This window comes from Xanthomonas citri pv. mangiferaeindicae (assembly GCA_002240395.1).
Classification (GTDB): domain Bacteria; phylum Pseudomonadota; class Gammaproteobacteria; order Xanthomonadales; family Xanthomonadaceae; genus Luteimonas; species Luteimonas citri_A.
The window spans coordinates 1,822,449-1,837,670 of sequence record CP016836.1 but is presented as its reverse complement, the minus strand read 5'-3'; the positions used below and the strand labels follow the sequence as shown (position 1 = coordinate 1,837,670).

At 69.9% G+C, this 15,222-nt stretch carries 13 protein-coding genes; 7 read left to right on the top strand and 6 right to left on the bottom strand.

Features of this window, described 5'->3' with window-relative positions; genetic code table 11:
• The first annotated feature begins 256 nt into the window (after positions 1 to 256).
• The 3 genes from BEN78_07945 (at position 257) to BEN78_07935 (ending at position 4,930) form a co-directional block, all read left to right on the top strand.
• Positions 257 to 2,533 carry a peptidase S9 gene (locus BEN78_07945; GenBank protein ID ASR43313.1) on the top strand — a complete coding sequence of 759 codons (2,277 nt, stop codon included), beginning with the start codon at positions 257 to 259 and terminating at the stop codon, positions 2,531 to 2,533.
• Positions 2,534 to 2,603: 70 nt separating this feature from the next.
• Complete coding sequence (locus tag BEN78_07940; GenBank protein ASR43312.1) at positions 2,604 to 3,056, top strand: hypothetical protein; 453 nt, start codon at positions 2,604 to 2,606, stop codon at positions 3,054 to 3,056.
• A gap of 68 nt (positions 3,057 to 3,124) precedes the next feature.
• Complete coding sequence (locus BEN78_07935; GenBank protein ID ASR43311.1) at positions 3,125 to 4,930, top strand: hypothetical protein; 1,806 nt, start codon at positions 3,125 to 3,127, stop codon at positions 4,928 to 4,930.
• A gap of 58 nt (positions 4,931 to 4,988) precedes the next feature.
• On the opposite strand, the gene BEN78_07930 is transcribed toward BEN78_07935, so the two are convergent.
• Positions 4,989 to 5,684: a hypothetical protein gene (locus BEN78_07930; GenBank protein ID ASR43310.1), complete on the bottom strand. Its 696-nt coding sequence runs from the start codon at positions 5,682 to 5,684 to the stop codon at positions 4,989 to 4,991.
• A 126-nt stretch (positions 5,685 to 5,810) separates the two neighbouring features.
• On the opposite strand from BEN78_07930, the gene BEN78_07925 reads away from it, so the two are divergent.
• The 4 genes from BEN78_07925 to BEN78_07910 all read left to right on the top strand — a co-directional run bounded on the left by BEN78_07925 (position 5,811) and on the right by BEN78_07910 (position 10,339).
• Positions 5,811 to 7,010, top strand: coding sequence for a beta-ketoacyl-[acyl-carrier-protein] synthase II (locus BEN78_07925; GenBank protein ID ASR43309.1), 1,200 nt, complete (start codon positions 5,811 to 5,813; stop codon positions 7,008 to 7,010).
• Positions 7,007 to 7,786, top strand: a complete 780-nt coding sequence (locus BEN78_07920; protein ASR43308.1) for a hypothetical protein — start codon at positions 7,007 to 7,009, stop codon at positions 7,784 to 7,786. Before BEN78_07925 ends, BEN78_07920 begins: the two co-directional genes overlap by 4 nt.
• Complete coding sequence (locus BEN78_07915; GenBank protein ASR43307.1) at positions 7,783 to 8,613, top strand: dolichyl-phosphate mannose synthase; 831 nt, start codon at positions 7,783 to 7,785, stop codon at positions 8,611 to 8,613. The genes BEN78_07920 and BEN78_07915 overlap by 4 nt, the downstream gene beginning before the upstream one ends.
• Before the next feature lie 82 nt (positions 8,614 to 8,695).
• A complete protein-coding gene (locus tag BEN78_07910) occupies positions 8,696 to 10,339 on the top strand; it encodes a halogenase (protein ID ASR43306.1) in 1,644 nt (547 codons plus the stop codon).
• 77 nt (positions 10,340 to 10,416) lie between these two features.
• On the opposite strand, the gene BEN78_07905 is transcribed toward BEN78_07910, so the two are convergent.
• The 5 genes from BEN78_07905 to BEN78_07885 form a co-directional block, all read right to left on the bottom strand.
• Positions 10,417 to 10,902, bottom strand: coding sequence for a hypothetical protein (locus BEN78_07905; GenBank protein ASR43305.1), 486 nt, complete (start codon positions 10,900 to 10,902; stop codon positions 10,417 to 10,419).
• Positions 10,903 to 10,987: 85 nt separating this feature from the next.
• Complete coding sequence (locus tag BEN78_07900; protein ASR43304.1) at positions 10,988 to 11,491, bottom strand: hypothetical protein; 504 nt, start codon at positions 11,489 to 11,491, stop codon at positions 10,988 to 10,990.
• Between the two features lie 87 nt (positions 11,492 to 11,578).
• The gene (locus BEN78_07895) at positions 11,579 to 12,310 is read right to left on the bottom strand and encodes a 3-oxoacyl-ACP reductase (GenBank protein ASR43303.1); all 732 of its coding nucleotides are present in this window, start codon (positions 12,308 to 12,310) and stop codon (positions 11,579 to 11,581) included.
• Between the two features lie 82 nt (positions 12,311 to 12,392).
• Entirely contained in the window at positions 12,393 to 12,827 is a 435-nt protein-coding gene (locus BEN78_07890; protein ID ASR43302.1) for a phosphotransferase, read from the bottom strand.
• Positions 12,824 to 15,205 carry a hypothetical protein gene (locus BEN78_07885; protein ID ASR45014.1) on the bottom strand — a complete coding sequence of 794 codons (2,382 nt, stop codon included), beginning with the start codon at positions 15,203 to 15,205 and terminating at the stop codon, positions 12,824 to 12,826. Before BEN78_07885 ends, BEN78_07890 begins: the two co-directional genes overlap by 4 nt.
• Positions 15,206 to 15,222: the final 17 nt, after the last annotated feature.

Below are 15,222 nucleotides of genomic sequence, written 5' to 3'. Positions count from 1 at the left end.
CAGACATAACGCAAGCATGACGGACGCCCGCAGCAGTCCTTGCGATCCCTTGGTACGTACCATTCCTTTCCCCTGATTGTCTGCGCACAGATACGCGCTTGTGTCTGATCGGAGTCGCACTAAAGTGCGATCCAATGAACATGTGAAGATATCACTTCACATCAGTGAATGGGAACTGAAAAGTCCACATGTGACGCGCCGCCTGTCTGCGCAGCACCGCTCGTTACACTCCCTTCCCCGCTCCACTGGATTCGCCATGCGCTCCGTCCTTGCTGCCGCCGCTCTGATGCTCGCCACGACCGCCTCCGACACGCTCGCCACGACACCACCTGCGAACGGTCGCCTCACGCTCGAGGCGATCACCGGCGATGCGCCGCTGTCGGGGCCGACGTTGCTCAAGCCGCAGGTCGCGCCGGATGGGTCGCGGGTGACGTTCCTGCGCGGTAAGGATGAGAACCGCAACCAACTCGATCTGTGGGAGTACGACATCGCCAGCGGGCAGACCCGCATGCTGGTCGACTCGAAGGTCGTGCTGCCGGGTGAGGAGACGCTCAGCGACGAGGAGAAGGCCCGGCGCGAGCGTCAACGCATCGCCGGGCAGTCGGGCATTGTCGATTACCAGTGGGCGCCGGATGCGCGCACGCTGCTGTTCCCGCTCGGCGGCGAACTGTATCTCTACGATCTGTCCAAGACCGGGCGCGATGCGGTCCGCAAGCTCACGAACGGCGGCGGATTCGCCACCGACCCGAAGGTCTCGCCGCGCGGCGGCTTCGTGAGCTTCGTCCGGTCGCGCGATCTCTGGGTCGTGGATCTGGCCAGCGGCGCCGAGCGCCGGCTCACGACCGACGGCAGCGCGACGATCGGCAACGGTGTGGCCGAGTTCGTTGCCGATGAGGAAATGGACCGGCACACCGGCTACTGGTGGGCGCCCGACGACAGCGCGATCGCGTATGCGCGCATCGACGAGTCGCCGGTGCCGGTGCAGAAGCGCTACGAGGTCTATCCCGATCGCACCGATGTCGTCGAGCAGCGCTATCCGGCGGCCGGCGACGACAATGTGCGCATCTCGCTGCACGTGGTCGCGCCGCAGGGCGGCGCCGCGACCGCCATCGACCTCGGGTCCGATCCGGACATTTATCTCGCACGCGTGCAGTGGCGCGATGCGCAGCGACTGACGTTCCAGCGTCAGTCGCGCGACCAGCAGACGCTGGAACTGATCGAGGCCACACTCGCCACCGGCCGCCAGCGCACGCTGCTCGTCGAGCGCAGCCGCACCTGGGTGCCGCTGCACGATGACCTGCGATTCCTTGCCGACGGCCGCTTCGTGTGGTCCTCGGAGCGCGACGGCTTCCAGCACTTGTACGTGATGAGTGAGGACGGCCGCCGGGCGACGCAGCTCACGGGCGGCGACTGGCCGGTCGATGCGCTGCTGGCCGTCGACGAGGCCGCCGGGCGCGTGTACTTCCGCGCGGGCATGGCACTGGAGGACGGCCAGGCCGTCGCCCGGCCGACCGAGTCGCGGCTCTACAGCGTCGGCCTCGATGGACGGCAGGCCTATACCGCGCTGTCGACGGCGCCCGGCATGCACACCGCCAGCTTCGCGCGCAACGCCTCGGTCTACGTCGACAGCTGGTCGAACACCACGACGCCACCGCAGATCGCGCTGCACCGCGCCGACGGTACGAAGGTCGCGACCTTGGTCGACAACGACCTCGCCGCGGCCGACCACCCCTATGCGCCCTATCGGGCCGCGCACCTGCCCACCGAGTTCGGCACGCTGACCGCGGCCAACGGGCGCACGCCGCTGCATTACTCGCTGATCCGGCCCGCGGACTTCGACGCGAACAAGCGCTATCCGGTCGTGGTGTATGTCTACGGCGGCCCGGCTTCGCAGACCGTGCTCGACACCTGGCCCGGGCGCGCCGACGCGAGCTTCCACCAGTACCTGGCGCAGCGCGGCTACGTGGTGTTCTCGCTCGACAATCGCGGCACGCCGCGGCGCGGCCGCGACTTTGTCGGCGCGCTCTACCGGCGTCAGGGCACGGTCGAGGTCGAGGACCAGGTCCGCGGCGTGGATTGGCTGAAGGCGCAGCCCTGGGTCGACGGCGACCGCATCGCGGTGAACGGCTGGTCCAACGGCGGCTACATGACGCTGATGCTGCTGAGCAAGGCGCCTGAGGCCTATGCCTGCGGCGTCGCCGGCGCACCGGTCGCGGACTGGGCGCTCTACGACACGCACTACACCGAGCGCTACATGGGGCTGCCCAAGACCAACGTCGACGGCTATCGCGAAGCCAGCGTGTTCACGCATGCCGATAACATCCGGCCCAATGCGCTGCTGCTGATCCATGGCATGGCCGACGACAACGTGCTGTTCACCAACGCCACGCAGCTGATGAGCCAGCTGCAGTCGGCCGGCACGCCGTTCGAACTGATGACCTACCCCGGCGCCAAGCACGGCCTGCGCGGCCGCGACGCATTGCATCGCTATCGCACCACCGAGGCCTTCCTGCAGCGCTGCCTCGCGCCCTGACCGCACCGCGAGCCACCACATGTCCGCCATGCCCCCGCCGTTGCCCCCCAGTCCCGCCCCGCCACACGCCATGCCGACGCCCTCGCGCGGCTGGTGGCAGCGGCACTGGAAGTGGGCCTTGCCCGTGGCCATCGTGACCGCGATCGCGCTGGCCGCGCTCGCGATCGCGATCCTGTTGTTCGGCGTGCGCAGCACCCTGGTCGGTTCGGATGTCTACCAGGATGCGGTCGCGCGCGCCCGTGCGGACCGGGAGATCGTCGCGTTGATCGGCGAACCGATGACCGAGGGCTTCCTGCCGGCAGGCAGTATCAACACCTCGACCCTCGGCGGCGGTACCGGCGAGGCCGGGCTCATCGTGACCCTGACTGGGCCCAAGGGCGAGGGCACGCTGTACGTCGAGGCCAAGCGCAAACGCGGTCAATGGCGCTACGGCTCGCTGTTCTTCATCAAGGCGACGGACGACGGCATGGTGACCCTGGTTGACGAGAGGACCGGCGTGGGCGAGCCCGCGATCGCGCCCTGACCTTTCAGGCATTGCCGGCGCGGGGCGCGGCGTCTACGGTGACCCGATCGCCGCCGCCGGATCTGTCCATGAAGCCGCTCGTCCTCGCCATCGCCCTGACCCTCGCCACGCCGTTCGCGGCCGGTGGCCATGCCGACACTGCCGCCGCGACAGCGTCCACAGCGCAACCGGCTGGGCCGGCCTGGGTCGCCCGCAGCAATGACCTCGCGCAGATCCTGATCGACGCCCAGGCGCCGTTCCAGCCCGAATCGGTCGGCTTCTTCGGCGTGCCCGGCTACGACGACCAGGTCGCCGACCTCGGTCCCGATCACGCCCGCCGCTACCGCGAGGCGATCACCGGTGCGCGCGCGCAGCTGCAGACCCAGCTCGAGCTCGAGCGCGACGCCAACGTGCGCCAGGATCTGCAGATCCTGCTCAAGAGCATCGACGACAGCATCGAGGGCAGCCTGCTCAAGGAGCGGTTCCTGCTGCCGTGGACCGACGCGCCACAACTGGTGTTCAACGGCATCAATGCCTTGCTGTCGACGCAGACGCCACCCGAGCGGCGCAGCCATGCACTCGCGCGCCTGCAGCGCTACGCGGGCCTTGCGCCCGGCAGCGTGCCGATCACGCGGCTGGCGCGCGAGCGCTACGAGGAACGTCTGTCGGACACGAGGCTGCTGCAGCCCACGCGTCGCGAAGTCGAGCGCGCGCTCGAAAGCGCCGACACCTATGCCGCCGGCATCCGCGACCTGTTCGCCGAGTACAAAGTCGAGGGCGCGGACGCAGCACTGGACGCGATCGCCAAGGAGATCGCTGACTACGCGCAGTGGACGCGCACCGTCGTGCTGCCCAAGGCGCGTGAGGACACCCGCCTGCCGCCCGAGCTCTACGCCTTCGGGCTCAAGCAGTACGGCACCGATATCGACCCGCAGTTGCTGATGCAACGCGCGCAACTGGCCTTCATGGAGATCCGCGCGCAGATGCAGCAGCTCGCGCCGCTGGTCGCCCAGGACAAGGGCATCGCCGCCACCGACTATCGCGAGGTGATCGCCGCGCTCAAGCGCGATGCGATTCCCGACGACCGTCTGGAGGCGAGCTATCGGGACGTGATCGATGCGATCGATCCGATCATCGCGCGCGAGCGCATTGTCGACGTGCCGCAGCGCGCGATGCAGATGCGCCTGGGCTCGCCCGCGGAATCGGCCGCGCAACCCGCCCCGCACTTCCGTCCGGCGCCGTTGGTCGGCAATACCGGCCAGCAGGGCACGTTCGTGCTGCCGCTCGGCAATCCGGGTGGCGACGGCGAGCACGCGGCCTATGATGATTTCAATTTCGATGCGGTGCGCTGGACGCTGTCCGCGCACGAAGGCCGCCCGGGGCACGAGCTGCAGTTCACTGCGATGGTCGAGCGCGGGGTGTCGCTGGCGCGCTCGATGTTCGCCTTCAATTCGGTCAACGTCGAGGGCTGGGCGCTGTATGCCGAGGCAGAACTGGTGCCCTACGAGCCGCTCGACGGCCAGCTGATCGCGCTGCAGTTCCGTCTGCTGCGCGCCGCCCGCGCGATGCTCGATCCGATGCTCAACCTGGGCCTGATCGACCGCGAGCGCGCCGGCCGCGTGCTCACCGACGAGGTGATGCTGTCGCCGGCGATGGCGCGTCAGGAACTCGACCGCTACACGGTCAACGCGCCCGGCCAGGCGACGAGCTACTTCTACGGCTACACCCGCATCCTGGAACTGCGCATGCGCACCGAGCTGGCACTGGGCGAGCGCTTCGATCGCCTGGCCTTCAACAACTTCCTGCTCGACCAGGGCCTGCTGCCGCCCGACCAGTTGGCGGAGGCCGTGGAGACCCGGTTCGTGCCCGCGCAGCGGGGACGGACAGCGCGCTAGCGTCGGCCGCTCGCGGGCGCAAAGCGCACCCGCGAGCGTGGTCTGGTGAGCCGCTGCCCTACCCCAGCCGCGCGAGCATCCGGCGGTGGCCGATCAGCCGGGCCCAGCGCATCCCCGCATCGGTCCAGCACAGATACGCGGCCTCGCCTGCGATCCGCCACCAGGTCGTCGGACGCCAGGACAGCGCGGGCTCGGCGGCGCACAGTTCCCAGTCCAGGCCCAGGTGGCCGGCGAGCCGTGCGCAGCGCGCGAGGTGGTAGCGGCTGCTGAGCAGGGTGACCTGGCCCACGGGCGTCCCGGTCGATTGCGCCAACAGCGCACGCGCGTTGCGCAGATTCTGCAGGGTGTCGCGCGAGCGGTCCTCCAGCAGCAGCGGCGCATCGGCGGCGATCCCGCGCGCCAGCAGTGCCTCGCGGGCCAGCGCCGCCTCGGTCGGGGCGCCCTGGGGCCCACCGCCGAGCAGCAGCAAGCTGCGCGGCGCGCGCGCATCCCACAGCGTCGCGGCCCGGGCCAACCGCGCTTGAAAATCCGCATCGAGCCGGCCACCGGGCGCATGCTTGCCGAACAGCAACACGCAGTCCCCGCGCGCCGGCGCGCAGGGGGCATTGCGCGCGACCCGCCACACGTGCACCACGTAGCCCACGTAGACCAGGCCGAGGCTGAGCACGCAGGCACTGCCCGCCACCACGAGGGCGTGTAGCGCGTCGCGATCGACGAGCAGGCGCAATTGATGCAGCAGGCGGGGACGGGACATGGGAACGGATTTGCGCGGCGACGGTACTGGGGTGCGCCCTGAATTCTAGCCTCACGCCCGGTGGCTATACTCGGCCGCTTCCCGAGACGGACCCCCCGCGTGCCCCCATCGCAATCGTTGCCGCCGATGCCGCCTGTCGCCATCCGCGCCTACACCGCCACCACCGCACTGGGCCGCGGCACAGCGGCGCAGCGCGAGGCCCTGCGCGAACGCAGGGGCGGTCTGCGCCGCAATGATTTCGGTGCGACTCCGCTGCCCACCTGGATCGGCCGCGTCGACGGGCTGGAGGAGGCCGCGCTGCCGGCGGCCCTGGCGCGCTGGGAATGCCGCAACAACCGACTGGCCTGGCTGGCACTGCAGCAGGACGGCCTGCCCGACGCGCTCGAGGCCTTGGTGGCACGCCACGGCGCCGACCGGGTCGCGCTGGTGGTCGGCACCTCGACCGCCAGCATCGGCGCCAGCGAGGAGGCCTATGCGCGCGCGGTGACCGGCGACGACGGTACGCGTCGGTTTCCAGACGATCTGGCCCGGCCGATCGTGCATACCCCGCATTCGCTGGGCGATTTCCTGCAACACGCCACCGGGCTGCGCGGCCCCTGCATCACGGTCGCGACCGCCTGCTCGTCGAGCGCGAAGGTCTTCGCGCAGGCGGCGCGGATGATCGAGGCGGGCGTGGTCGATGCGGCGCTGGTAGGCGGCGTGGACACGCTGTGCGGCAGCGTGTTGTTCGGCTTCAACGCACTCGGGCTGGTCTCGCGGGAGCGTTGCCGGCCCTTCGATGCCGCGCGCGACGGGCTGTCGCTCGGCGAGGCCGGCGGTTTCGCGCTGCTCGAGCGCCCGGCACGCGGCGACGACGGCCTGCAACTGCGCGGCTACGGCGAATCGAGCGACGCGCACCATATGTCCACCCCGCATCCCGAAGGCCTGGGCGCGATCCTGGCGATGCAAGGCGCGCTGGCCCGTGGCGGTATCGATGCCAGCCAGGTCGACTATCTCAACCTGCATGGCACCTCGACCCCGGCCAACGATGCGGTCGAAGCGCGAGCGGTCGACACCCTGTTTCCCGCCACGCTGCACGCCAGTTCCACCAAGAGTTGGACCGGCCACACGCTTGGCGCGGCCGGCATCGTCGAATCGGTGTTCGCACTGACCGCGCTCGAGCACGGTCTGCTGCCGGGCATCCTCGAATCGCAGGTGCGCGACCCGGCATGCGGGCCGCAGATCCGGTTCGACAATGCCCAGCGCACGATCGACTACGCCATGAACAATTCGTTCGGCTTCGGCGGCAACAACTGCGCACTGCTGTTCGGCAAGGCGGCGGCATGAGCGCGCTGACTGCCACCATCGCCGGGATCGGCTTCTGGAACGACGGTCTGCCCAGCTGGTCCTCCGCGCAGGCCTTCGCCGCCACCGGCGCCCTGCCCGACGCCGCGCCCGCCCGGCCATCGCCGCAGTTGCTCGCACCCAACGAACGTCGGCGTGCGCCCGGTTCGGTCGCGGTCGCACTGGAGGTGGCGCTCGCGGCCTGCCAGGCCGCCGGCCGTGACCCGGCGTCGCTGCCCTCGGTCTTCGCCTCCACCCACGGCGAGCTGGCGATCACCGACTACATGTGCGAAACGCTCGCTCAGGACCCGACCGCGATCTCGCCGACCAAGTTCCACAACTCGGTGCACAACGCGGCGGCCGGCTACTGGACGATCGGCGCCGGATGCACCGAGGCCGCGACCGCGATCAGCGCCTACGACGCCACGTTTGCGCAGGGACTGGTGGAAGCCATGCTGCAGCTTGCGGCTGGCAGCGAGGCAGTGCTGCTGGTGGCCTACGACGGCACGGCCGCCGGCCTGCTGTCGACGATGTCGCCCAGCGAAGGCCTGCTCGGCGGCGCGCTGGTGCTTACGCGCGAGGGCGATGGCCCGCGGCTGTCGGCGACGCTGCGCGATGGCGATGCCAGCGCCGCACCGGGGCCGCTGTCGGCGCGCGCACCGCGCAATGCGATGGCGGCGCAGATGCTGCCCTTGTTCGATGCCCTGGCCACCGGCAGCGACCGCGCGGTCCTGCGTGCGGGCCCGCACCGTGAGCTGGCGCTGGAGATCCTGCGATGACCGCGCTCCCTCTGCATCGCGGCAATGTCGCGGTGGTCGTGCCCGCGCTCAACGAAGCGCTGCGGATCGCCGAGGTCGTCAGTGGCGCGCTGGCGCATTGCGATCATGTGATCGTCGTTGACGACGGCTCCGAGGACGCCACGCCGGACATCGTCGCTGCGCTGCCGGTGACGCTGCTGCGCCACGCGTCCCGGATGGGCAAGGGCGCGGCATTGCGCGCAGGCTTTGCGGAAGCCCGGCGCCGCGGCTTCGCAGCGGTGGTGACGATGGATGGCGACGGCCAGCATCGCGCCAGCGACATCCCCCGTCTGATCGAGGCCGCCAATCATCACCCCAACTGCATCGTCAACGGCGCGCGGCTGCGTAAGCGCAGTACACAACCGTGGTATCGGCGCCTAGGCAACGACTTCGGTGATTGGGGGATCGCCTGGGGCTGCGGCTATCGCCTGGTCGACAGCCAGAGCGGGCAGCGGCTGTATCCGGCCAACGTGCTGGCCCTGCAGGATGTGCCTGGCGAAGGGTTCGTGTTCGAAGCCCAGATCCTGATTTCGGCCGCACGCCAGCTGGGCTGCGGCGTGGTGTCGGTGCCGGTCGAGACCCGCTATCACAGCGTCGATTCCGACGAGCAGTTCCGTAAGAGCCATTTCCGGCTGTTCCACGACCTCTATCAGATCACCTCGCACGTCGTCGGCCAGGTGCTGGCGCATGGCCATCTCATCGATGTCTACCGACGCAAGCGCCGGCACCCGCCGGTGATTTTCGATCCCGGTGCACTCACCCCCGACACCGGGTCTGCGCCGGCACCCGGCTCACCGCAGGCCGGCTGAGCCATCGCGCGCCGCCTGCGTTACGCTGCTCCCGCTTCCGGTTCCGATGCCTTCCCCCGACGCACCCAGGACGGTCCGCACGATGCCCACGCCTCCCGCTTCCGATACAGCCAACGCCCCGGTCGATGTCCTCATCCTGGGGGGCGGGCTCGCCGGTCTGACCCTCGCGCTGCAACTGCGCGACCGCGAGCCCACGTTGTCGGTGGCGGTGGTCGAGCGCAAATCGCACCCGGTACGCGAGGCGGCCCACAAGGTCGGCGAATCGACCGTCGAGATCGGCGCGCATTACTTCGCCGACGTGCTGGGACTGCGCGAGCATCTGGAGACCGAGCAGATCCGCAAGTTCGGCTTCCGCTTCTTCTTCTCCGAAGGTGCCGACCGCGTCGATCGCTGCACCGAAATGGGCGTGAGCCGCTTGATGCCCACGCCGTCGTGGCAGATCGATCGCGGCCGGTTCGAGAACCACCTGGGCGAGCGTGTGCGTGCCCGCGGTGTGCGTTTCGACGACGGGGCGATCGTGCGCGGCATCGACCTGGCCGACGATGATGGCGATCACGTCGTCCGTATCGAGCAGGACGGCACGGTGCGCGAGGTGCGCTGCCGTTGGGTCGTCGATGCCAGCGGACGCGCCGGCCTGCTCAAGCGCAAGCTCGGGTTGGCACAGGCCAACGACCACGACGCCAACGCGGTGTGGTGGCGCGTGGACGGCATCGTCGATCCCAACACGTGGTCGCAGGACACCCGCTGGCTGCAGCGCTGCGACCCGCCGGACCGCTGGCGCTCGACCAACCACATGTGCGGCCCGGGCTACTGGTTCTGGCTGATCCCGCTATCGTCTGGCGCGCATTCGCTGGGCATCGTCTGCGACGCGCAGATGCACCCGCTCGAGACGATGAACACCCACGCCAAGGCGATGGACTGGCTGCGCACCCACCAGCCGCAGGTGGCTGCCAGCCTTGATCGGACCGAGCACACGCTGCAGGACTTCCTGTTCCTGCGCCATTTTTCCCACGGCGTGAAGCAGGTGTTCTCCGGGCAGCGCTGGGCACTGACCGGCGAGGCGGGCCTGTTCCTCGATCCGTTCTACTCGCCGGGCAGCGACTTCATCGCGATCAGCAACACTTATATCTGCGACCTGATCGGCAAGTCGCATGCCGGCATGGACGTCAGCCGCCATGCCGAGCTGTACCAGCAGCTGTACTTCTCGTTCTACGAAAACACCCTCACGCTCTATCAGGACCAATACCCGCTGTTCGGCGATGCCCAGGTCATGCCGCTCAAGGTGATCTGGGACTACACCTACTATTGGGCGGTGCTGGCGCCCTTGTTCTTCGCCGACCGGCTGACCGATCTGGCGACGCTGGGTCGCCTGCGGCCGTCGTTCAATGAAGCCCGCGCGCTCAATCTGGCGCTGCAGCCGCTGCTGCGCGAATGGGGCGAACGCAACACCGGACGGCCGTCGCCGCAGACGCGCCTGCTCGACCAGTTCGGCATCGACTGGTTCCGCGAGATGAACCGGGCGCTGAGCGATACCCTCGACACCGATGCGTTCGTGGCTCGCGTTGGTGACAACGTCCTGCGCATGCGCCATCTCGCCGGCGAGATCCTGAGCCGCGCCCGCGCCGAGCACCCGCACATCGGCGATCACGGTCTGGACGCGCTGCTGACAGATACCGGCGATACGCCGGTCTCGCTCACCCCGCTCTGGTACGCCGACGCGGCCTGAAGCCGCCATCGTTCCCGCGCGCCCGGCGGGGACGTTGCTGCCGCGGCTCTGGCGAAGACTCGACGGCTTGCAGGCAGTCAGCGCGCCGGCGGCGGCGGAGGCAGCGGAGGCGGAGGCATGGAGCCCGGCGGCGGCGGATTGGCGACCCAGATCGCGATGCCGCTGGCGTACTTCTGCCGCGGGCTGATGTCCACGCCAACGCCCGCGGCCGAGAACGAGCGCCCACCACCGCGGCCCAGGCCGCCGCCGACACTGACGCCGCCGCTGCGCTCGCCATCGGCGGTGCCCTGGAACAGCACGCCGTTGGCGCCGAGCTTGGCGGCTTCGTTGCGCAGCTTCTGCAGCACCGAGTCGGTCTTGTTCTGCTCGCCGTAAGTCAGCGCGCCGCTGCTGGTGTTGAGGATCGCGATCTCTTCGTAGTGACCCGGCGGCGGCCCGTGGTAGATCCGGACCTGGGCCGGATCGATCGGTGCGCGCGGCGTGCCGGTGAGGACGTGGGAGCTGGCGCAGCCGGCGATCGCCGCCACGGCCAGCAGAAGCGAGAGGGTGCGAACGATGCGCATGGCGGTGCCTCGACTCGTGGGTGCCCGGATGGGCGCCGGCCGATCATCGCCCGCCCGACCTGAAGCCGGCGTGGATGGTGCCGGCTCAGCCGCCCTGCCCGATCCGGGCGCCGTCCACTGGATTGCGCAGCCAACGCTTGATATGCCAGGTCAGTGCGCGGAAATTCGCATTCATCTGAAAACAGCCGCTGGTCAGGCCGCCGCCGTGCCCCTGCATCACGCCGTTGAAGCCCGACACCCGCACGCCGTCCTCGTACAGCGCCCCGCGCACGCGCAACGTCTGGGTGTGCTCGATGAACCAGTTGCCGCTCCACAGCGCATCGACGATCTCGACCTTCAGCACGCGCCCTCGCATGTCGGCCAATGGCGCCTGCGCAGGCTCGGCGACCTTGCGCAGTTCGCGCACCAGCGCCTGGGTGAAGTTGCCATCGATGTCGCAGTGTTCGAGCAGTTCGGCGTCGATGTCGGCGCCCGCGACCACAGGCACCGGTACCTCGAGCCGCATCAGGTCGCGCGCATGGGCCGGCAACAAGGCCGTCGCCAGCAGGGCGGTCGACAGCAAGCTGGTCAACAGCAGGGGATGGCGCATGGGATCCTCCCGAGGGCGCCGTGGCGGCGCGGTCCAGTGTGCAAACGGCCCGGGGCGTGCATCGGGGTCACGCGCCGTGGCCGCGGCTCAGCCCATCGCGCCGTTGATGCCGATCACCTGGCCGTTGATGTAGCCGGCCGCATCCGAGCACAGGAAGCCGACCAGCGCGGCGACCTCGTCGGGCGTGCCCGCACGCCCCGCCGGCACGATCTGCTTGACCATCTCCTCGGGGAACGCGTCCTGCGTCATGCTGCCGGCAATCACGCCGGGCGCGACCACGTTGACGGCGATGCCGCGGCTGGCCATCTCGCGCGACAGCGACTTCGACGCACCATGCAAGGCCGCCTTCGCCGCGGCGTAGTTGGTCTGGCCGCGATTGCCGAGCACGGCCGCCACCGACGACACGCTGACGATGCGTCCCCAGCGCTTGCGCGCCATCGGCAGCAGCAGCGGCTGAGTGACGTGGAAGAACCCGTGCAGCGAGACGTCGATCACCCGCTTCCACTGCGCTTCGGACATGCCCGCCATCGGCGCGTCGTCATGGATGCCGGCGTTGTTGACCACGATCTGGATCGCGCCGGCCTCGAGCAGCGTTTCGAGTGCGCGGCGCGTGGCTTCGCCGTCGACGACATCAAAGACCACGGCTTCGGCGCTGCCGCCGGCCTCGACGATTGCGTCGACGACCGCCTGCGCCCGTGTGCGATTGCCATTGGCATGGACGATCACATGGTGGCCATCGGCGGCGAGACGCCGGCAGATCGCACCGCCGAGGTCGCCGCTACCGCCAGTGACGAGCGCGCGCTTGATTGACGTGTTCATGGAGCGATTCTAGCCTCGCCTTCGTGATGCGCTGAAGCGGGCGTCGCGGCGGCTGTGCCCTCCGCAACGGTCGCATGCGCTCTCACGTCCCCAGCATCACCGCCGCACGGCCCTCGGCCAACAGCACACCGTCGCAGCGGATGCGGAACGCGTATTGCTGGCTGTCGTCGGACTCGACCAGTACCTCGGCCACGCATTCCAGGTCGCCGGCCAGGTCGTCGATGCGGGCGACGTGCAGGTGCACGCCGCGCAGCGCGACCAGCATGCCCGGCCGGACCCGGCCACCGGACTGGCGCGCGCGCAGGCCACCGTGGACCGCCATCGCCTGCGCGCCGTATTCGCACAGATGCAGCGCGCGCAGCCGGCCGTCGCTACGCAGCGGATGGTCGGGCGCGCGATGACCGGCGCTGCGCAGCGTCACGCTGGCCGCGTCCCAGGCCACGACCGTGTCCCACAGACACATCGCGCCCTGGTGCGGGATCATCGAGGCGATCGCGTCGCGGTCGAATCCGGTCATGCGGTCGGCACCTGTTCCGAGCGTGCGGCCTCGATCGCGCCGCGATGGCGCGCGACCAGCAACGACAGCACAAAATTGAAGACCACGCCGAGCGCGACTGTGCTGCCGATCGCGCGCAGCACCGGAATCGACGACAGGCCCAGCAGGCTGAACACCAGCAGCGTCATCAGGGTGCAGACCACGATCGCGTGCAGCGTGCGGATCTGGTCGTCGCGGTCGTCACCGGCATGCTCGAAGAACAGCGCGTAATCCAGGCCGAGGCCGGCGGCGAGGATCAGCGCGACCAGGTGGAACAGCGTCAGTTCGACGCCGACCAGGCGGAGCACCGCGATCACGACCAGCAGCGTCAGCAGCGTCGGCAACAGCACCCGCCAGACGCGGCGCGGACTGCGCAGTGCGATCCAGACCGTGGCGATCAACAGCACCAGTGCGACCGCCATCGCGGCCACGACGCGGCCGCGGTACTCGACCACCAGCGATTCGGACGCGGCCTTCATGTCCAGCAGGCGCAGCTCGACGCCGGGGCTGCGCAGCTGGGCGTGAGCGGCAATGGCGGCGATCTCGGCAGGTTCGTCGAGGCCGCTGAGCGAGACCAGTGCGGTGCTGCGGTCGTCGCGCTCGAGCAGCAGGCCCGAGACCGCGGTCGCCAGCGGCGAACCGGCCAGATCCTCGCGGGTCAAGGGCGATGCGATCTTGGCGCGCGCGACATCGGCGACGAACGGCTCAAAGGCATCGTCGTTGAACGCCGAGCCGGCGAGCGCATCGGCGAGCATCGCGCGCAGTGCCGCAGTGTCAGGCAGCGCCGCCTGACGGGCGCGCTGCAGCTCGGCACTGGGCAGGTAGCGCGCGGCCATGTCGTAACTGTCGAGCCGTCCGCTGGCGATCAGCGCATCGAGTTCCGGGCGCAGCGCGGCGGTCGCCGCCAGCGCCGCGTCGCGCTCACGCGCCTGCGCGACCAGGACAAACCGCACGTCGGGCGCCCCCAGCTCGGCGCGCAGTTCCGCATCGCGCTGCATCGACGCCGCATCGACCGGGGTCAGCTTGGACAGGTCGTTCTGCCAGACCTCGCCCGGCGCGAACGCGATCGCCAGCCCCGAGGCCAACGCGAGGACGGCCAGCGACCACTTCGGCCGCGGCAGCGTCTCGATCCAGTGCCACAGCCGTTGCAGCCGCAGCGACGCGGCGATGTCGGGCGGCGACGGGTCGACCAGGCCCGGCAGCAGGTAGCGCGTGGTCAACGCAGCCACCACCAGCGCCGCGATCGTGAATACCGCCAACTGGCGCAGGCCATCGACGCCGGAGAACAGGAACGTCGCGTAGGCGATACAGGTGGCGATCACGCCGGTCGACAGCGCCGGCCACAGGCCGCGCACGTTACGCCACGGCGACAGGCCGGCACGCTGGTGACTGAAGAAGTGGATCGGATAGTCCTGCACGACGCCGATCAGGGTGAAGCCGAAGGCGATCGTGATGCCATGCACGCCGCCGGGAAACAGCAGCGCGACGGCGGTCAGGCCGGCGATGCCGGCGCTCGCCAGCGGCAACACGCCCAGCAGCGGCATCTTCCAACTGCGATAGGCGATCAACAGCAACACGATCAGGCCCAGGGTGTCGACCAGGCCGATGCGCTGCGCCTCGGTCTGGGTCCGGCTGCCGATGTCGACCGAGAACGCACCGGGACCGACGACTTCAAGCCTGGCCGCGCTGCCGCGGGCCTGCTCGGCGAAGGTCTCGCGGATCGTGCCGACGGCATCGAGCTGCCCGGTCGGGTCAAAGCCGGCGGCGCGGGTCTCCACCAGCAACAGCGCATGGGTGCCGGCGCGGTCGAACCAGACCTCGTGCAGCCGCTGCGGGGCGCCGGCCGGTTGCCAGGCCTCGGCCAGGGCCAGGACCTCGAGGGTGGGATCGGCGGGCAGCAGCGGCTCGACGAGCCCGGCGGCCGGCGAGCCGAGATCCTGCAGGCGCGCATCGAGCGCATCGCGCAGGGCGTCGGCATCCAGCGGCGCGGCGTCGAAGGAATCGGTCAGCAGATAGCGGTAGGGCAGCAGGCGCTCGGGGAAGGCATCCAGCCCGGCCTCGCCGCCGTTGGTGACCAGCGTGAAGCGCGCATCGCCGGCCAGCGCATCGTGCAGTGCGCGCGAGCGTGCGGCCAAGGCTTCGGGCGCTTCGCCCGAGATCGCCAGCATCAGCAGCCGTGAGCCCGGCCCGTCGCCGAGCTCGTCGATCAGCAGCCGCTGCTCGGGTGTGCGTGCATCGGGCAGGAAGCGGCGCAGGTCGCCGCTGAACTCCAGCGCCTGCCCGGCCCCCCAGCTCAGCGCGGCCAGCGCCAGCAGCCAGGCGGCGGCCAGGCCCAGCCGCAGGCGCGGCCGCTGCAGCAGCCGCTCGCGAAAACCCC